22 protein-coding genes are annotated in these 16908 nt (G+C 30.9%); all 22 read left to right on the plus strand.

All coding sequences use genetic code 11. The features are described from left to right. Position 1: 1 nt before the first annotated feature. The 22 genes from AJ884_RS05395 (at position 2) to AJ884_RS05500 (ending at position 16885) form a co-directional block, all read left to right on the plus strand. Positions 2-838 (plus strand): ParB/RepB/Spo0J family partition protein, encoded by an 837-nt coding sequence (locus AJ884_RS05395; protein WP_044779401.1) that lies wholly within the window; start codon positions 2-4, stop codon positions 836-838. A 60-nt stretch (positions 839-898) separates the two neighbouring features. Beyond that, on the plus strand, positions 899-1324 hold the full coding sequence (locus tag AJ884_RS05400) for a FoF1 ATP synthase subunit B' (RefSeq protein WP_044779373.1): 426 nt from the start codon (positions 899-901) through the stop codon (positions 1322-1324). 10 nt (positions 1325-1334) lie between these two features. Next, positions 1335-1847 carry a F0F1 ATP synthase subunit B gene (locus AJ884_RS05405; protein WP_044779374.1) on the plus strand — a complete coding sequence of 171 codons (513 nt, stop codon included), beginning with the start codon at positions 1335-1337 and terminating at the stop codon, positions 1845-1847. A gap of 2 nt (positions 1848-1849) precedes the next feature. After that, complete coding sequence (locus AJ884_RS05410) at positions 1850-2371, plus strand: F0F1 ATP synthase subunit delta (RefSeq protein WP_070233955.1); 522 nt, start codon at positions 1850-1852, stop codon at positions 2369-2371. Between the two features lie 13 nt (positions 2372-2384). After that, on the plus strand, positions 2385-3890 hold the full coding sequence (gene atpA / locus AJ884_RS05415) for a F0F1 ATP synthase subunit alpha (protein WP_002851836.1): 1506 nt from the start codon (positions 2385-2387) through the stop codon (positions 3888-3890). A gap of 8 nt (positions 3891-3898) precedes the next feature. Then, positions 3899-4783: an ATP synthase F1 subunit gamma gene (atpG, locus tag AJ884_RS05420; RefSeq protein WP_070286485.1), complete on the plus strand. Its 885-nt coding sequence runs from the start codon at positions 3899-3901 to the stop codon at positions 4781-4783. 24 nt (positions 4784-4807) lie between these two features. Then, positions 4808-6205, plus strand: a complete 1398-nt coding sequence (gene atpD, locus AJ884_RS05425; RefSeq protein ID WP_002852005.1) for a F0F1 ATP synthase subunit beta — start codon at positions 4808-4810, stop codon at positions 6203-6205. 3 nt (positions 6206-6208) lie between these two features. Further along, on the plus strand, positions 6209-6598 hold the full coding sequence (gene atpC / locus AJ884_RS05430) for an ATP synthase F1 subunit epsilon (protein ID WP_002851752.1): 390 nt from the start codon (positions 6209-6211) through the stop codon (positions 6596-6598). Next, complete coding sequence (locus AJ884_RS05435; protein WP_002854361.1) at positions 6598-7152, plus strand: MotA/TolQ/ExbB proton channel family protein; 555 nt, start codon at positions 6598-6600, stop codon at positions 7150-7152. Before atpC ends, AJ884_RS05435 begins: the two co-directional genes overlap by 1 nt. 8 nt (positions 7153-7160) lie before the next feature. Then, the gene (locus AJ884_RS05440) at positions 7161-7550 is read left to right on the plus strand and encodes an ExbD/TolR family protein (RefSeq protein ID WP_002866730.1); all 390 of its coding nucleotides are present in this window, start codon (positions 7161-7163) and stop codon (positions 7548-7550) included. 2 nt (positions 7551-7552) lie between these two features. Continuing rightward, positions 7553-8332 (plus strand): TonB C-terminal domain-containing protein, encoded by a 780-nt coding sequence (locus AJ884_RS05445; protein WP_070286486.1) that lies wholly within the window; start codon positions 7553-7555, stop codon positions 8330-8332. Between the two features lie 9 nt (positions 8333-8341). After that, the gene (tolB, locus tag AJ884_RS05450) at positions 8342-9550 is read left to right on the plus strand and encodes a Tol-Pal system protein TolB (protein ID WP_002860943.1); all 1209 of its coding nucleotides are present in this window, start codon (positions 8342-8344) and stop codon (positions 9548-9550) included. Between the two features lie 76 nt (positions 9551-9626). After that, positions 9627-10124 (plus strand): peptidoglycan-associated lipoprotein Pal, encoded by a 498-nt coding sequence (gene pal, locus AJ884_RS05455; protein ID WP_002851617.1) that lies wholly within the window; start codon positions 9627-9629, stop codon positions 10122-10124. A 3-nt stretch (positions 10125-10127) separates the two neighbouring features. Beyond that, positions 10128-11075, plus strand: a complete 948-nt coding sequence (locus AJ884_RS05460) for a tetratricopeptide repeat protein (RefSeq protein WP_070276136.1) — start codon at positions 10128-10130, stop codon at positions 11073-11075. Between the two features lie 14 nt (positions 11076-11089). After that, entirely contained in the window at positions 11090-11653 is a 564-nt protein-coding gene (locus AJ884_RS05465) for a peptidylprolyl isomerase (RefSeq protein ID WP_070233950.1), read from the plus strand. A gap of 47 nt (positions 11654-11700) precedes the next feature. Further along, complete coding sequence (locus AJ884_RS05470; protein ID WP_230099754.1) at positions 11701-12573, plus strand: ACP S-malonyltransferase; 873 nt, start codon at positions 11701-11703, stop codon at positions 12571-12573. Beyond that, positions 12570-13259 carry an aminodeoxyfutalosine nucleosidase gene (gene pfs / locus AJ884_RS05475; protein ID WP_002859787.1) on the plus strand — a complete coding sequence of 230 codons (690 nt, stop codon included), beginning with the start codon at positions 12570-12572 and terminating at the stop codon, positions 13257-13259. The genes AJ884_RS05470 and pfs overlap by 4 nt, the downstream gene beginning before the upstream one ends. Next, the gene (locus AJ884_RS05480; protein WP_070286487.1) at positions 13256-14011 is read left to right on the plus strand and encodes an ATP-binding protein; all 756 of its coding nucleotides are present in this window, start codon (positions 13256-13258) and stop codon (positions 14009-14011) included. Before pfs ends, AJ884_RS05480 begins: the two co-directional genes overlap by 4 nt. A gap of 4 nt (positions 14012-14015) precedes the next feature. Beyond that, a complete protein-coding gene (locus tag AJ884_RS05485; RefSeq protein ID WP_002785057.1) occupies positions 14016-14537 on the plus strand; it encodes an isochorismatase family cysteine hydrolase in 522 nt (173 codons plus the stop codon). Then, on the plus strand, positions 14537-15151 hold the full coding sequence (recO, locus tag AJ884_RS05490) for a recombination protein RecO (RefSeq protein WP_070286488.1): 615 nt from the start codon (positions 14537-14539) through the stop codon (positions 15149-15151). Before AJ884_RS05485 ends, recO begins: the two co-directional genes overlap by 1 nt. Next, positions 15148-15555: an rRNA maturation RNase YbeY gene (gene ybeY / locus AJ884_RS05495; RefSeq protein WP_002871111.1), complete on the plus strand. Its 408-nt coding sequence runs from the start codon at positions 15148-15150 to the stop codon at positions 15553-15555. The genes recO and ybeY overlap by 4 nt, the downstream gene beginning before the upstream one ends. Positions 15556-15682: 127 nt before the next feature. Further along, the gene (locus AJ884_RS05500) at positions 15683-16885 is read left to right on the plus strand and encodes a Cj0814 family flagellar-dependent secreted protein (RefSeq protein ID WP_070286489.1); all 1203 of its coding nucleotides are present in this window, start codon (positions 15683-15685) and stop codon (positions 16883-16885) included. Positions 16886-16908: the final 23 nt, after the last annotated feature.

A 16908-nucleotide genomic window follows, 5' to 3' on the forward strand; every position in this document is an offset into this window, starting at 1 on the left:
GATGGGGTTAAATAAAGATAGGGGTTTAAGCAGTTTAATCAGTGATATGGATACTGTTTATAGTAAAGAATTGGGTTTTGATAAAAATCAAAGCACTATGATAGAAATTGATCAAATTTCACCCAATCCATTTCAGCCAAGAAAGAATTTTGATCAAGAAGCTTTAGATGAGCTTGCTAATTCTATCAAAGAATTTGGGCTTATTCAGCCTATTATTGTATTTAAAAAAAATAGTAAATTTATTTTAATTGCTGGAGAACGTCGCTTAAGAGCGGTGAAAGCATTAGGAAAAAAAGAAATTCTAGCTTTTATTGCTGATATTGATGAGAATAAGCTTAGAGAATTGGCTCTTATTGAAAATATACAAAGAGAGAATTTAAACCCTATTGAGCTTGCTAATTCTTATAAGGATTTGATGCAAGTTCATAAAATTACTCAAGAGAATTTAGCAGAACTTATTCATAAGTCTCGTACTCAAATAACAAATACTTTAAGACTTCTGAATTTAGATATTAGAACTCAAGAGTTGATTGCTTCTGGAAAAATTTCTCAGGGTCATGCTAAAGTTTTAGTTGGTTTAGATCAAAAAGATGAAAAAATGTTGGTTGATAGTATAATAGGTCAAAAACTTAATGTTAGAGATACCGAAAAAATAGTTAAAAAAATAAAAAATAATGAAAGCTTACCTAATCAAGAATTTGAAGATGAAATAAAGAAATTAAAACACATACTAAATCGCTTTGGATTTGACTGCAAAAATAAAAATAATGATTTTGTAATTCATTTAGAAAATATTGATAAAATTAAAAAATTAATCAAAATGCTTGAAAAGTTTTAACCAAAATCTTAGCTTTTTTATGGTAGAATAGTCCTTCAAAAATTCTAACCAAGGAGAATTATGTTTGAAGATATGCATCCTTCCATAATGCTTGCTACTATGGCTATTTTTTTAGCTATGATAGTTATTTTAAATAGTATGCTGTATAAGCCGCTTTTAAAATTTATGGATGAAAGAAATGATTCTATAAAAAATGATGAGAATAAAGTAAAAGAAAATTCTCAAGAAGTTTTAGGTGTGAATGATGAACTAGAAGCTATTCATATTAACACTAGAGAAGAAATTCAAAAAATTAAACAAAGTGCTATAGCTGTTGCTAAAGAAGAGGCAGAGCAAATTCTTAGAAGCAAAAAAGAAGAATTAGAACGAAAAATGGCCAGCTTTTATGCAGATTTAGCTGTTCAAAGAAAAGAGTTGCAAGAACATTTAAACATACATTTACCTGAGCTTAAGCAGGCTTTGCAAAATAACATAAAGAAAATTTAAGAGGAGAGAAATGAGTAAGTTATTCTTTATTATATTTTTGCTACCTTTGTATGCCTTTGGTGCATCAAATGGTAGTGGAGAATATGATATTATTCCAAGGACTATTAATTTTCTAATTTTTGTGGCTATATTGTATTATTTTGTTGCAACTCCATTTAAAAATTTTTACAAAAACCGTATTGTAAAAATTTCTTCTAAGCTTGATGAAATTCAAAAAAAACTTTTAGAAAGTAAAGCTAAGAAATTAGATACGATGAAAAAACTTGAAGAAGCGAAAGCAAATGCTGCTGCTGCTTTAGTTACAGCAAAAAAAGAAGCTGAAATCTTAGTTCAAAATATTAAGAAAGAAACTCAAGATGAGTTGGATTTACTTCAAAAACATTTCGAGGAACAGAAAGATTATGAATTTAGAAAAATGGAAAAAGAATTAGTATCAAATACTTTAAACGAAATTTTTTCTGATCCAAATATGACATTAAAACAGAGTGAAATAATAGAACTTATGATGAAGAAGGTATCTTAAATATGGAGAATATAATTGCAAGAAGATATGCAAAAGCGATAGCTTCAAGAGCTGATATAAATGATTTTTATCAGAATTTGTGTATTTTAAATTCTGCTTTTGTTTTGCCGAAATTTAAAAATGTTATAGAATCTAACGAGATTAAAAAAGAAAGAAAAATGGAATTTCTTGATTCTTTTTTTGATATTAAAAATTCTAGTTTTCAAAATTTTTTAAGACTTTTGATTGAAAATTCAAGATTAGAATACATTCCTCAAATAGTTAAAGAACTTGAAAGACAAAAAGCTTTTAAAGAAAATATTTTTGTTGGTATTGTGTATTCTAAAGAAAAATTAAGTCAAGAAAATCTTAAAGATCTTGAAGTAAAACTTAACAAAAAATTTGATGCAAATATTAAATTAATCAATAAAATCAGTCAAGATGATAGTGTTAAAATAGAATTAGAAGAATTAGGTTATGAACTTTCTTTTTCTATGAAAGCTCTTCAAAATAAGCTAAACGAATATATATTGAAAATTATCTAAGGAGAAAAAGTAAATGAAATTTAAAGCTGATGAGATCAGTTCAATAATCAAAGAAAGAATTGAAAATTTTGATTTAAATCTTGAAATTGAAGAAACAGGAAAAATTATTTCTGTAGCTGATGGTGTTGCTAAGGTATATGGACTTAAGAATATTATGGCTGGAGAAATGGTAGAATTTGAAAATGGTGATAAAGGAATGGCCTTAAACCTTGAAGAGTCGAGTGTAGGTATTGTTATACTTGGAAAAGGAGAAGGTTTAAAAGAAGGTGCTTCTGTAAAAAGACTTAAGAAGTTACTTAAAGTTCCAGTAGGTGAGGCTTTGATTGGCCGTGTTGTAAATGCTTTAGGTGAGCCAATTGATGCTAAAGGTGTGATCAATGCTAATGAATATCGTTTTGTTGAAGAAAAAGCAAAAGGTATTATGGCGAGAAAAAGTGTTCATGAGCCTTTACATACAGGAATTAAAGCTATTGATGCACTTGTGCCAATTGGTCGTGGTCAAAGAGAGCTTATCATAGGCGATAGACAAACAGGTAAAACTACTGTTGCTGTTGATACTATTATATCTCAAAGAGGTCAAGGAGTTATCTGTATATATGTTGCAATTGGTCAAAAGCAAAGTACAGTGGCACAAGTGGTTAAAAGACTAGAAGAACATGGTGCTATGGAATATACTATTGTTGTAAATGCCGGCGCTTCAGATCCTGCGGCTTTACAGTACTTAGCTCCATATACTGGTGTAACCATGGGTGAATTTTTTAGAGACAACGCAAAACATGCTTTAATTGTTTATGATGATTTGAGCAAGCATGCTGTAGCTTATCGCGAAATGTCTTTGATTTTACGTCGTCCTCCAGGTCGTGAAGCTTATCCAGGCGATGTTTTTTACCTTCATTCAAGATTGCTTGAAAGAGCAAGCAAGCTAAATGATGAATTAGGTGCTGGTTCTTTGACGGCATTGCCGATAATTGAAACACAAGCAGGAGATGTTTCTGCTTATATTCCAACTAATGTTATTTCAATTACAGATGGACAAATTTTCTTAGAAACTGATTTATTTAACTCAGGAATTCGTCCTGCAATTAATGTTGGTTTATCAGTATCTCGTGTAGGTGGGGCTGCTCAAATTAAAGCTACAAAACAAGTTTCAGGCACATTAAGACTTGACCTTGCTCAATATAGAGAGCTTCAAGCTTTTGCACAATTTGCTAGTGATTTAGATGAGGCAAGTAGAAAACAACTTGAACGTGGACAAAGAATGGTTGAACTCTTAAAACAACCACCTTATTCTCCGCTTAGCGTTGAAAAACAAGTAGTTTTAATTTTTGCAGGAACCAAAGGTTTCTTAGATGATATTGCTGTTTCTAGAATTAAGGAATTTGAAGATGGAATTTATCCTTTTATTGAGGCAAAACATCCAGATATTTTTGAGCAAATTCGCTCTAAAAAAGCTTTAGATTCTGATTTGGAAGAAAAACTAGCTAAAGCCATTAATGAGTTTAAAGCAAATCATTTATAAGGTCTTTTATGTCTAATTTAAAAGAAATTAAAAGAAAAATTAAAAGTGTTCATAACACTCAAAAGACTACAAATGCTATGAAGCTAGTTTCTACTGCTAAGTTAAAAAAAGCAGAAGAAGCAGCTAAAAGATCAAAAATTTATGCACAAAAACTCGATGAAATTTTGAGTGAAATTTCATTTCAGATCAATAAAATTGTTCACAATGAAGATGATGTGTGTTTATCTTTGTTTCATAAAAAAGAACAAATTAAAACCGTAGATTTAATATTTATCACTGCAGATAAAGGCTTATGCGGTGGTTTTAATATTAAGACTTTAAAAACAGTAAGTGAAATGCTAAAAGAATATGAAGCAAAAAATATTAATATTCGTCTTAGAGCTATAGGTAAAACTGGGATTGAATATTTTAATTTTCAAAAAATAGAATTGTTAGAGAAATATTTCCATCTTAGTTCTAGTCCTGACTATGAGAAAGCATGTGAAGTAATTCATGCTGCTGTAGATGATTTTTTAAATGGAAATACAGATGAAGTGATTTTAGTTCATAATGGTTATAAAAATATGATTACCCAAGAACTTAAAATTAATCATCTTATTCCAGTTGAACCAAAGAGTATTGAACAGACTCATAATTCTCTTTTAGAGCTTGAACCGGAAGGAACTGAGCTTTTAGAAGATTTAATGAAAACGTATTTTGAGTATAATATGTATTATGCGTTAATCGATTCTTTGGCGGCAGAGCATAGCGCAAGAATGCAAGCTATGGATAATGCAACTAATAACGCAAAGGCAAGAGTGAAACAACTAAATTTAGCTTATAACAAAGCAAGACAAGAATCTATTACTACTGAGCTTATAGAAATTATCAGTGGTGTTGAATCAATGAAATAGTAAATTTTAAGGAGAAGATAAATAATGCAAGGATTTATTTCACAGGTATTAGGTCCGGTTGTTGATGTAGATTTTAACGACTATTTACCTCAAATTAATGAAGCAATTGTTGTAAATTTTGAAAGCGAAGGAAAAAAACATAAACTTGTTTTAGAAGTAGCAGCTCATTTAGGAGATAATAGAGTTAGAACTATTGCTATGGATATGACAGATGGTTTGGTAAGGGGCTTAAAAGCTGAGGCTTTAGGTGCTCCTATTAGTGTTCCTGTTGGTGAGAAAGTTTTAGGAAGAATTTTCAATGTTACTGGAGATTTGATCGATGAAGGTGAAGAAATTTCTTTTGATAAAAAATGGGCGATTCATAGAGATCCACCAGCTTTTGAAGATCAAAGCACAAAAAGTGAGATTTTTGAAACAGGGATTAAAGTTGTGGATTTACTTGCTCCTTATGCAAAAGGTGGTAAAGTAGGTCTTTTTGGCGGTGCAGGTGTTGGTAAGACTGTTATTATTATGGAGCTTATTCACAATGTTGCATTTAAGCATAGCGGCTATTCTGTATTTGCAGGTGTGGGTGAGAGAACTCGTGAAGGAAATGATCTTTATAATGAAATGAAAGAAAGCAATGTTTTAGACAAAGTTGCTCTATGTTATGGGCAAATGAATGAACCACCAGGGGCAAGAAATCGTATTGCTTTAACAGGTTTAACAATGGCTGAGTATTTTAGAGATGAAATGGGTCTTGATGTGCTTATGTTTATTGATAATATCTTTAGATTTTCACAATCAGGTTCTGAAATGTCAGCACTTTTAGGAAGAATTCCATCAGCTGTGGGTTATCAACCAACCTTAGCAAGTGAAATGGGTAAATTCCAAGAAAGAATTACTTCAACTAAAAAAGGCTCAATCACTTCAGTTCAAGCTGTTTACGTTCCAGCTGATGACTTAACCGACCCAGCTCCAGCAACTGTTTTTGCTCACTTAGATGCTACAACGGTTTTAAATAGAGCTATTGCTGAAAAGGGTATTTATCCTGCAGTTGACCCACTTGACTCAACTTCAAGAATGCTTGACCCAAATATCATTGGAGAAGAACATTATAAAGTTGCTCGTGGTGTTCAATCAGTGCTTCAAAAATACAAAGATTTACAAGATATCATCGCCATTTTAGGTATGGATGAGCTTAGCGAAGAGGATAAACTTGTAGTTGAAAGAGCGAGAAAGATTGAAAAATTCTTATCACAACCATTTTTCGTTGCAGAAGTTTTCACAGGTAGCCCAGGAAAATATATAAGCCTTGAAGATACAATAGCAGGATTTAAGGGAATTTTAGAAGGTAAATATGATCATTTACCAGAAAATGCTTTCTATATGGTTGGAAATATAGATGAAGCTATTGCAAAAGCGGATAAATTAAAAGGTTAATTTATGAACGATTTGATTAATTTCGAGATAGTTACGCCTTTGGGTGTAATCTATCAAGGAGAAGTAAAATCTGTTACTTTACCGGGTAGTGAAGGAGAATTTGGCGTGCTTAAAGGACATGCTGCTTTGGTTTCTTCTTTAAAATCTGGAGTAATTGATATTGAAAAAGCTGATTTAAATCATGAATTAATTGCTATTGATGCTGGGCATGCAAAGGTAGATGAAGATAAGATTTGCGTGCTAGCAAAGGGTGCGGTTTGGGTTTGCGGAAGTGATGAAAGTGAGATTGAAAAAAATCTTGCTCAAGCAAAAGATTTGATCAAATCTATGAGTTCTGATAATGCAGCTTTAGCGGCAACTTTTTCAAAACTTGATAATGCAAGGATGCATTAATGAATTTTGAAGCTATATTTCATTTTTTCAATAGTTCAAGTATTATTACTTATATAGTTTTATTATGGCTTTCTTTATATTTTATTTTAGCGTTTAGTATTTTGTTTGCTAGATTGACTTATTTGGCTACATGGAGAAATAAGGAAAAAGAAAGTTTAGAAACTTTGCTCTTGGGTGAGAAGGATTTAAGTCGTACTGATTCGATTTTAAGAAAATGCAATGATACAACTTCAAATCATTTAGAAATCTATAAAAATTTAGCAAGTCGTCGCGCTTCTGCTGGACTTACTTGGCTTAGTATTATTGCTTCAACTTCACCTTTTATAGGTCTTTTTGGGACAGTTATTTCTATACTTGAAACTTTTGGTGGGCTTGGAACTCAAAATTCTTTAAGTATCATAGCTCCTAAAATCAGCGAGGCTTTAGTTGCTACAGGTTGCGGTATTTTAGTGGCAATTCCTGCTTATACATTTCATCTCATCATTAAAAGAAAAGCTTTCGAACTTTTAAGCATTATTGATAGCGAGATTAAAGTTATAAGTTCGAGTAAATAAGGTTAAAAATGCCATTTGATGATGAAAAACCTGAACTTAATATCACACCTTTAGTGGATATTATGCTTGTATTGCTTGCGATTTTAATGGTAACAGCTCCAAGCATTACTTATGAAGAAAAAATTAATCTTCCACAAGGTAGTCAAAAAAATACTAGCGCTCCAACTGTTAAGAGTTTAATTATTAGTATTAATGCAAAAAAAGAAATTTTTTTAAATCAAGAAAAATACGATTTTATAAGTTTTGCTGACAATCTTGCTCAAAGAAAAGCACAATTTAATACCGAAGATCCAGTTTTTATACGCGCTGATAAAAGCTTAAAATATGACGATGTTATTTCAGTCTTAAGAAGTGTAAAAAATTTAGGATTTAATAAAGTTGCTTTACAGACTGAATAATCATGAAAAATTATGGTTTGAGTAATTTAAATTCGTTTTTACTTGCTTTAGTAATATATATTAGTATAGTAATTCTTGTTTTTTTTAGACTTGTAAGCGAGGTTGAATCTGCTATACAATATACCGATATAAAAGATAGTTTTGTAGATATTGAACTTACTGAACCATCAAAACAAGTTATTACTCAAAGCAACACTCCTAAAGAAATACAAAAACCAACAGAGCAAATTGATATAGAAAAACTTTTTGCTCAGACTACAAATAAAACAGTTAAAACTGAAGATATTGACCAAAAGGCAAGTAATTTTAATGAGCTTTTTGGAAATATTAAAGAAATACAAGAAGAAAAGACTACAAAAATTCAATCAAGTGCTAAATCAGGAATTTCTAGTGCTCCAAAACCTCAAGCTTCCGAACTTGTAAAACAACTTAATGATAGTTTACTTCAAGAAGAAAGTTCAACGCAAGGCGAAAGCACAAAGGCGCAAAAGATTGGAATTTATGATGAATTTTTAGGGAAAGTTGTGCGTATTATCACTCAAAGATGGACTCAGTATTATCCAAATAGTGAAAAAATTTCTGTTAAGGTAAAAATTTTTATTGATGAAAATGGAAAATTTGGCTATACTTCAGTTGAAAAAAGTGGGAATCCTTTATATGATGCTAAAGTGGCTGAATTTTTAGAAAGTCAAAAAGGTAAATTTATTACTTATCCTCCGCAAAATAAAAATATAAGCATTACCATGAATTTAAGAGATGAAGCAAAAGTTAAAAATGATTAGGAGAAAAAAATGAAAAAAATTGTAGCAATTTTTTTAGTCTTTTTAGGAAGTCTTTGGGCAGAAGATCCAGTGATTGATGTTGTTAATTCTGGTGTAGTTTTACCAAAGATTATTGTTAAAGATAATTCAAATTTAAGTGATGAGAATTTAAAGAAAAGCTTTTATAATATCATTGTGAACGATTTGAAAGTAAGTTCAAACTTTGAAGTTGTTGCTAATGCAACTGAGACAAGTAATTATACTTTTGAATACGCTTTAAATAAAAATGGTAACACTTTGAGTTTAAATGTAAAAATAAAAGCTGGCGGTTCTGATAAGTCAGAGCAAACTTATACTTTAAATGGTTTAGAGCAATATCCATTTTTGGCACATAAAAGCGTCAAAGCTTCTGTAAATGCGTTAGGACTTGCACCTGTTGATTGGATGGATCATAAAATTTTGATCGCGAGAAATTCTAGCTCTAAGAAAAGTCAAATTATTATGGCTGATTATACTTTAACTTATCAAAAAGTTATTGTTGATGGTGGGCTTAATTTATTTCCAAAATGGGGAAATAAAGAACAAACTCTATTTTATTATACAGCTTATGATCATGATAAGCCAACTTTATACCGTTATGATTTAAATACCAATAAAGCTAGTAAAATTTTATCAAGCGGCGGTATGGTTGTAGCAAGTGATGTGAGTGTAGATGGAAGTAAACTACTTGTTACCATGGCTCCAAAAGATCAGCCTGATGTTTATTTATATGACTTAAATACCAAAAATCTAACACAATTAACTAATTATTCTGGTATTGATGTTAATGGAAATTTTATTGGCTCAGATGATAGTAAAGTGGTATTTGTAAGCGATCGTTTAGGATATCCTAATATTTTTATGCAAGATTTAAATAGCAATAGTGCTGAACAAGTTGTTTTTCATGGTAGAAACAATTCGGCTGTTTCGACTTATAAAGATTTTTTGGTTTACTCAAGTCGTGAACCAAATCAAGCAGGTGTTTTTAATATTTATTTGATGTCAATTAATAGTGATTATATTCGTCAACTTACAGCAAATGGAAAAAATTTATTTCCAAGATTTTCTAGTGACGGTGGAAGTATAGTATTTATTAAATATTTAGGTGCGCAAAGTGCTTTAGGTGTTATTCGTGTAAATGCAAATAAGACTTTTTATTTTCCTCTTAGGGTTGGAAAAATTCAATCAATTGATTGGTAAAAATTTCAATTTTAGGTTAAAATTAATTAAAAATTAGATATAATAGTAAGAATTTATTAACTTTGAAAGGTCATAAATGAAAAAAATTCTTTTTACTTCAATTGCAGCTCTTGCAGTTGTTATTAGTGGTTGTAGCACAAAAAGCACTAGCGTAAGCGGTGATAGTAGTGTTGATTCAAATCGTGGTTCAGGTGGAAGTGATGGTTGGGATATTGATTCAAAAATTTCTCAACTTAATGATACTTTAAATAAAGTATATTTTGATTTTGATAAATTCAACATTCGTCCTGATATGCAAAATGTTGTAAGCACGAATGCTAATATCTTTAACACTGAAGTAAGCGGTGTAAGTATTACTGTTGAAGGAAACTGCGATGAGTGGGGAACTGATGAATATAACCAAGCTCTAGGTTTAAAAAGAGCAAAAGCTGTAAAAGAAGCTTTAATCGCTAAAGGTGTAAATGCTGATAGAATTGCTGTTAAAAGCTATGGAGAAACAAATCCTGTGTGCACTGAAAAAACTAAAGCTTGCGATGCGCAAAACAGACGTGCTGAATTTAAATTATCAAGATAATTAATGAAAAAAATATTCACAGTAGCTCTTCTTGGAGCTACTTTACTTTATGCAGAAAGCTCAGCTTTTGGTGCAGGAGATATAACAAGCAATTCTTCTTATGGTTTAACTTCAAATGAAAAATTATTTAAAGAAAAGTTAGATAATTTAAATAATGAAAATATACAAACAAATGCTAGAATTAATGAAATTAACGAAAGAATCGAGGGTTTACAAAGCACTTTAGAAGGTATAAATTCTCAATATGCTAAATCAAATTCTAGATTAAGTCAAGTTGAAGAGAATAATCAAAATATTGAAAATAATTTTACTAGTGAAATTCAAAAATTAAAGGCTTATGTTGAAGAAAGTAGAAAAATTCAAGAAGCTAATAATAAGCAAGTAAAAAAAGTTTTAGCCGAACTTAGTTCTTTAGTAGATGCTATTAATGCAAATTATGTTTCTAAAAACGAATTAAATGATGCAAATTTAAGCGTTAAAGCTACTACACCTAGTGTTGTTGTTTCAACTACAGATTCAAACAGTACTATTGAAAACAATAATGCTCAAAATACCCAAGATGATAAAGTAAAACAAATTGATGAATCTTGGAAAAAGAAAAAAAATAATGAAATTTTAGAATTAGCGATAAAAGATGTTGATAAAAATGCTTTTGAAGATTCCAAAGCAAAATTAAATTTTCTCATAACAAAGCAGTATAAACCCGCAAGAGCAAATTTTTGGTTAGGGGAGATCGAGTATAAACAAAAAAATTATAACAATGCTATTGTTTATTATAAAAAAAGTTCTTCTTTGAGTACAAAAGGGGATTATTTCCCAAAACTTTTATATCATACTGCCATTTCATTGGATAAAACAGGTGATACAAAAACAGCAAATGGTTTTTATAAAGCTTTAAAAACTAATTATCCAAATTCACCCGAAGCAAAAGCTTCACCCAATAGAAAATAAATTAAGGAGATAAAATGGCTATAGAAAAAAATAGTGTAGTTTCAATGTTTTATGAGTTAAAAGACGCAAATACAAATGAAGTTTTAGAATCAAATTTATATTCTCAACCTATTTCTTTTATTTTAGGCAAAGGTCAGATTTTAGAAAGCTTAGAAGAAGAAGTGATGAAGCTTGATTGTCCTAGCAATGCTGATGTGGTAATTAAAAAAGAAAAAGGTTTAGGCGAATACGATGAAAATGCCGTTCAAACTTTACCAAAAGAGCAATTTGCAGGTATTGATTTAAAGGTAGGTATGGAGCTTTTTGGCGAAGGTGAAAATGGCGAAACTGTTCGTGTAACTGTAAAAGAAATTAGTGAAAATGATGTGACAATTGATTATAATCACCCTTATGCGGGTCGTGATTTGCTTTTTTCTTTAAATATCGTAGATGCTAGAGCTGCAAGTGAAGATGAAATTCTTACAGGTATTATCGCAGGAAGTCATAGTTGTGGTTGTGGAAGCGGACATGGACACGATCATAATCACGGACACGGTGGCGGCGGTTGCTGTGGTGGCGGCGGTTGCGGTTGTCATTAATGAAGACCGCGTTTATATTTCCAGGTCAAGGCTCACAAAGTCTTGGCATGGGAAAAGATTTTTATGAAAACTCTATAAAAGCCAAAGAACTCCTTCAAAACGCAAGTGATTTTTGTAAGATTGATTTTAAACATTTGCTTTTTGAAGAAAACGAAAAACTCAATCAAAGTGAATTTACTCAACCCGCCATCGTTTTAAATTCCTTAATGGCTTATAGTGTTTTACTTGAAAAAAAACCTGATTTAAGTTCGAAATTTGCTTTAGGGCATTCTTTGGGAGAATTTTCAGCCTTAGCTGTCAATGGTGCTTTTGATTTTTTAGAGGCTCTTTCTTTGGTCAATAAAAGAGGGCTTTTTATGCAAGAAGATTGTGTAAAAGTTGAAGCGGGTATGATGGTTGTTTTAGGGCTTGATGATGAAAAGGTTGAAGAGCTTTGTCAAAAAGCACAAAAAGAAAACAAGCAAATTTTCGCTGCAAATTATAACTGCGATGGACAAATCGTTGTAGCAGGTTTAAAACCTGATTTAGCAAGTTATGAAAGTGTATTTAAAGAAGCAGGAGCTAAAAGAGCTATGCTTTTAAATATGAGCGTGGCAAGTCATTGTCCTCTTTTGGAAAATGCTTCAGCTAAGCTTTGTGTGGAGCTTGAAAAGGTGTTAAAACCAAATTTTAAAGCCGTAATTTCTAATGCAAATGCCAAAATTTATACAAGCAAAGAAGAAGCCCTTGAGCTTTTAAAAGCACAACTTATCTCTCCTGTGCTTTATAAACAAAGCATTAAGGCATGTGAAAATGAAGTAGATTATTTCATAGAATTTGGCGCAAGTGTGCTTAAGGGTTTGAATAAAAAAATCACTTCAAAAGAAACTTATGCTTTAACAAATATGAATGATATTGATGAATTTTTAAAGGTTATATGATGAAAATAGCAATTTTAGGAGCCATGAGTGAAGAAATCACTCCTTTGCTTGAAACACTTAAAGATTATACAAAAATAGAACACGCTAATAATACTTATTATTTTGCAAAGTATAAAAATCATGAACTTGTTTTAGCGTATTCTAAAATCGGCAAGGTAAATTCTACTCTTAGTGCTAGTGTGATGATAGAAAAATTTGGCGCACAAGCTTTGCTTTTTACAGGAGTTGCAGGTGCTTTTAATCCTGAACTTGAAATTGGTGATTTGCTTTACGCAACAAAATTAGCTCAATACGATCTTGATATTACCGCTTTTGGGCATCCTTTGGGTTTTGTTCCAGGTAATGAAATTTTTATCAAAACCGATGAGAAATTAAACAATCTTGCTTTAGAAGTTGCTAAGGAATTAAATATCAAACTTCGTGCAGGTATTATTGCAACGGGTGATGAGTTTATTTGCGATGAAGCAAAAAAAGCAAAAATTAGAGAAATTTTCAATGCGGATGCTTGTGAAATGGAAGGCGCAAGTGTGGCTTTGGTTTGTGATGCTTTAAAGGTGCCTTGTTTTATCTTAAGAGCTATGAGTGATAAAGCAGGGGAAAAGGCTGAATTTGATTTTGATGAGTTTGTGATCAATTCAGCTAAAATTTCAGCCAATTTTGTGCTTAAAATGTGCGAGAAATTATGATAAATCTTAGCAAAAAACTTATACGCCAAGTTGCACAAGCTAATGCTAAATTTGGACTTATTAAAGATGAAGATAGGGTTCTTTTAGGGCTTAGCGGCGGGAAAGATTCTTTGGCTTTAGCCCATCTTTTAAATCGTATGCAAGCTCATGCTCCTTTTAAATTTGAACTTGAAGCGGTAACTTTGAGTTATGGCATGGGCGAGGATTATTCTCATCTTCATGCACATTGTGAAGAACACGGCATTAGACATAGCGTGCTTGATTCAAATATTTATGAAGTTTCAGGTGATACCATAAGAGAAAATTCAAGTTTTTGTAGTTATTTTTCGAGAATGCGTCGTGGAGCTTTATATACTTACGCTCTTGAAAAAGGTTTTAACAAGCTTGCTATAGCCCATCATTTAGATGATGCAGCAGAAAGCTTTTTTATGAATTTTATTCATAATGGAGCTTTAAGAACCTTAGCGCCTATTTATCAAAGCAAACGCGGTGTAATTGTGATACGCCCTTTGATTTTTGTGCGAGAAAGACAGCTTAGGGATAATGCTACGCAAAATGAACTTAGCGTGATAGGAAATGAATTTTGTCCTGGTATGAAACTCAGCGAAAAAAATGTAAAATTCCCCCACGCTAGAGAAGAAGCTAAACAGCTTTTAGCAAATTTAGAAAAAGATCATCCTAAGCTTTTTACAAGTTTAAAAACCGCTTTTGCCAATTTACACACGGAGAGTTTTTGGCTTCAAAAGGCATAAAAGCATGAAAAAAGCTTTTGTTTTAGTGGATTATCAAAATGATTTTATTGATGGAAGTTTAGGTTTTGATAAGGCTTTAAAAATCAAAGAAAATATTCTTAAAGCCTTAAATCAAATCGATTTTAATAACACGCATTTGCTTTTAACCTATGATACGCATGATGAGCATTATCTACAAAGTAAAGAAGGTTTAAATTTACCTGTAAAACATTGTATTAAAGAGAGTTTGGGTTGGCAAATGCCAAAGGAATTTGAACCTTTTTTACAAAAAGCTCATAAAATTTTTTATAAAAATACTTTTGGTAGCTTAGAACTAGCTAATTTCATACAAAAAAGCGATTATGAAGAACTTCATTTTGCAGGGCTTGTTTCTCATATTTGTGTGTTTTGTAATATCATTTTAGCTTTTGGTGCTAAGCCTAATGCAAGGATAATTTTACACCAAAATTTAAGTGCAAGTTTTGATGAAAATTTAGAAAAATCCGCTTTTGATATACTTAGAGCTTATGGTATTGAAATTGTTTAATGCAAGGCTTTATACTTCATACTCAAAAAGTTAAAGACGAGGATTTGATCGTTTATATTTTAAGTCCTAAAATGCTTATTAAGGCTTATCGTTTTTATGGACTTAGACATTCTAGTATTTTAAGCGGCTATAAAATCGACTTTGCTTTAGAAGAAAATCCTAGTTTTTTACCAAGACTTAAAGATGTATTGCATTTGGGATTTTTATGGATTATGCAAAGGGATAAAATGCTTATTTGGCAAGAATTTATCCGTCTTTTATATAGACACTTAAAAGATGTGGAAGAGCTTGATAGTTTTTATTTTAATTTACTTGATGAGTGTGTGAAAAGGTTTGAAAAACAAAATCCAAAGCGTGTTATTGTTGATGCTTATTTAAAAATTTTGGAATTTGAAGGAAGATTGCATAAAGATTTTTTTTGTTTCGCCTGTGATGAGAAAATTCAAAATTCCATTACATTACTAAGGGCTTTTTTACCTTCGCATTCTCAATGTGCTTTAGGATTTGAGTTTGAAGAGAAAAAACTAAAACAATTTTATAGCAGTAAAAATTGTGCGATTTTTGATGATGAAGAAATAGAAAATTTATATCATTTGATTAAGGAAGGTTTATGATATTAAGTGATGAAAAATGTGATTTTTTAGAATCTATAGCAAGTTTTTTAAGCCCTAAAGATGTGGAGCTTGTCTTTGTGGATAGTAAAGAAATGCAAGAAATTAACTTAGAGCAAAGAAAACAAGATAAAACCACTGATGTACTTTCTTTTCCGCTTGAAAATATCGATGAAAGTTTGCCTTTGGGTTCTGTTGTGATCAATGTGGATTTGGCAAAAGAGAAGGCTAAAGAGTTAGGGCATAGCTATGAAGAAGAAATAAGCTTGCTTTTTATCCACGCTATGCTTCATTTGTTAGGTTTTGATCATGAAAATGATAATGGAGAAATGAGAGAAAAAGAGAAAGAACTTATAGAGCATTTTAATTTGCCTAAAAGTTTGATTATAAGGACTTTAAAAGATTAAGTAAGAATTTTTTCTTCGAGTGTTAGAAGGTTTTATATTATATATTTTAAATTATGAGTAGATATTTTAAGAAAAAATCATTTTTGCCGATTTATCTTAATAAATTTCATTTACAAGGAAGGCAAAAATGATTAATGGTATAAATTCTTATTCAAACTACAATTACACAAATACTTTTAGTAATACTACTTCAAATACAAAATCATCTAATGCCATAGCAAATAATAACCTTGTAAGTGATAAATCACAAGCGGTAGATAAAATTTTAGGCTATGGCGTAGATAAAGAGGGCTTTTTTACAAGTGATTTCAACGAAGCAGCAGGCTTGCCAAAAGATTATAAGATTTATGCAGATGGTTTAAATAATTTTGTAAATAACTTTATTAAAAGACAACCTTTTTACTCTCAAATAGACATTGCCAAAACAATAGGAGATGCTTATAACTCTTTTTCTTCTTTTGTTAAAGATAAGGGATTAGGAGAAAGCTTTCAAGAACAGGATTTAAAAAATCTATCCCAAAAAGATGGGGTAAATTATTGGCAAGAATTACAAAGCGATAATGCTTTCATTTGGAAGCTTGCTGATAAAAATATAGCGGATTTGGGTTCTAATAAATATCAAATACATGATAACAAAATATCTAAAGGTGGTGCTTTAATTGCGTTTTTTATAAATAATCTTAGCACAATTAAAGGACAAACAACCTTACTGGGTAAATTAGCTGGACTTAATAGCGATACGGACAACAATGAAATAAAAGAATTTTTGTCCTTTATGAATAAAAATCCCTTAAAATATTCCTACGAGCAAGATGGCTGGGGCAATCCTATGGGAGATAGTTTATCAATATGGAATTATATAAATAGAGCTAAAAATTTAGGAGATGATAAACTAATAAAAACTATTGAGAATTTAGGAGATGAATACAATAAGCTTATTAATTCTAATATGAGCCTAGAAGAATTTAAAACTAAATATCTTGATTTTAAACAAAGGCACGATGAGTTTGTAAAATCACTAGAAGAAACAGAAAAGGCAAAAGGTGTAGATTATAGCAATCCTTTAAAAAATACAAATAACAAAGAAACTTCAGAAGAAGACAAAGAAAAGCCTTTTAAACCTATACAAGCAGAAAGTAAAAACAAAGAAACTTACAAAAATGATAATGTAAGAAACGAGCTTGTAAAAAAACTATTAGAAGGTAAATTTAGCACAAGCGATGAGTTAGAACTTCTTTTTGGTATGAAATTTAGTGATGATAACACAGGAGAATTTAATAAAATTCTTTCTTTAAATTCTGCACCAAAAAGTATAGATATTAAGGCTTAAGGTTTTTTAAATTATAAAAATCG

This window comes from Campylobacter sp. BCW_6463, assembly GCF_001762785.1.
GTDB classification, from domain to species: domain Bacteria; phylum Campylobacterota; class Campylobacteria; order Campylobacterales; family Campylobacteraceae; genus Campylobacter_D; species Campylobacter_D jejuni.

Coding starts and splice junctions, on each gene's coding strand:
- atpC (WP_002851752.1), top strand. CDS start 6,209: ATGAACGATTTGATTAATTTCGAGATAGTTACGCCTTTGGGTGTAATC.
- pfs (WP_002859787.1), top strand. CDS start 12,570: ATGATGAAAATAGCAATTTTAGGAGCCATGAGTGAAGAAATCACTCCT.
- AJ884_RS05480 (WP_070286487.1), top strand. CDS start 13,256: ATGATAAATCTTAGCAAAAAACTTATACGCCAAGTTGCACAAGCTAAT.
- AJ884_RS05395 (WP_044779401.1), top strand. CDS start 2: ATGGGGTTAAATAAAGATAGGGGTTTAAGCAGTTTAATCAGTGATATG.
- AJ884_RS05435 (WP_002854361.1), top strand. CDS start 6,598: ATGAATTTTGAAGCTATATTTCATTTTTTCAATAGTTCAAGTATTATT.
- atpA (WP_002851836.1), top strand. CDS start 2,385: ATGAAATTTAAAGCTGATGAGATCAGTTCAATAATCAAAGAAAGAATT.
- AJ884_RS05405 (WP_044779374.1), top strand. CDS start 1,335: ATGAGTAAGTTATTCTTTATTATATTTTTGCTACCTTTGTATGCCTTT.
- atpG (WP_070286485.1), top strand. CDS start 3,899: ATGTCTAATTTAAAAGAAATTAAAAGAAAAATTAAAAGTGTTCATAAC.
- pal (WP_002851617.1), top strand. CDS start 9,627: ATGAAAAAAATTCTTTTTACTTCAATTGCAGCTCTTGCAGTTGTTATT.
- AJ884_RS05465 (WP_070233950.1), top strand. CDS start 11,090: ATGGCTATAGAAAAAAATAGTGTAGTTTCAATGTTTTATGAGTTAAAA.
- AJ884_RS05500 (WP_070286489.1), top strand. CDS start 15,683: ATGATTAATGGTATAAATTCTTATTCAAACTACAATTACACAAATACT.
- ybeY (WP_002871111.1), top strand. CDS start 15,148: ATGATATTAAGTGATGAAAAATGTGATTTTTTAGAATCTATAGCAAGT.
- atpD (WP_002852005.1), top strand. CDS start 4,808: ATGCAAGGATTTATTTCACAGGTATTAGGTCCGGTTGTTGATGTAGAT.
- AJ884_RS05460 (WP_070276136.1), top strand. CDS start 10,128: ATGAAAAAAATATTCACAGTAGCTCTTCTTGGAGCTACTTTACTTTAT.
- AJ884_RS05440 (WP_002866730.1), top strand. CDS start 7,161: ATGCCATTTGATGATGAAAAACCTGAACTTAATATCACACCTTTAGTG.
- AJ884_RS05445 (WP_070286486.1), top strand. CDS start 7,553: ATGAAAAATTATGGTTTGAGTAATTTAAATTCGTTTTTACTTGCTTTA.
- AJ884_RS05410 (WP_070233955.1), top strand. CDS start 1,850: ATGGAGAATATAATTGCAAGAAGATATGCAAAAGCGATAGCTTCAAGA.
- AJ884_RS05400 (WP_044779373.1), top strand. CDS start 899: ATGTTTGAAGATATGCATCCTTCCATAATGCTTGCTACTATGGCTATT.
- AJ884_RS05470 (WP_230099754.1), top strand. CDS start 11,701: ATGGGAAAAGATTTTTATGAAAACTCTATAAAAGCCAAAGAACTCCTT.
- recO (WP_070286488.1), top strand. CDS start 14,537: ATGCAAGGCTTTATACTTCATACTCAAAAAGTTAAAGACGAGGATTTG.
- AJ884_RS05485 (WP_002785057.1), top strand. CDS start 14,016: ATGAAAAAAGCTTTTGTTTTAGTGGATTATCAAAATGATTTTATTGAT.
- tolB (WP_002860943.1), top strand. CDS start 8,342: ATGAAAAAAATTGTAGCAATTTTTTTAGTCTTTTTAGGAAGTCTTTGG.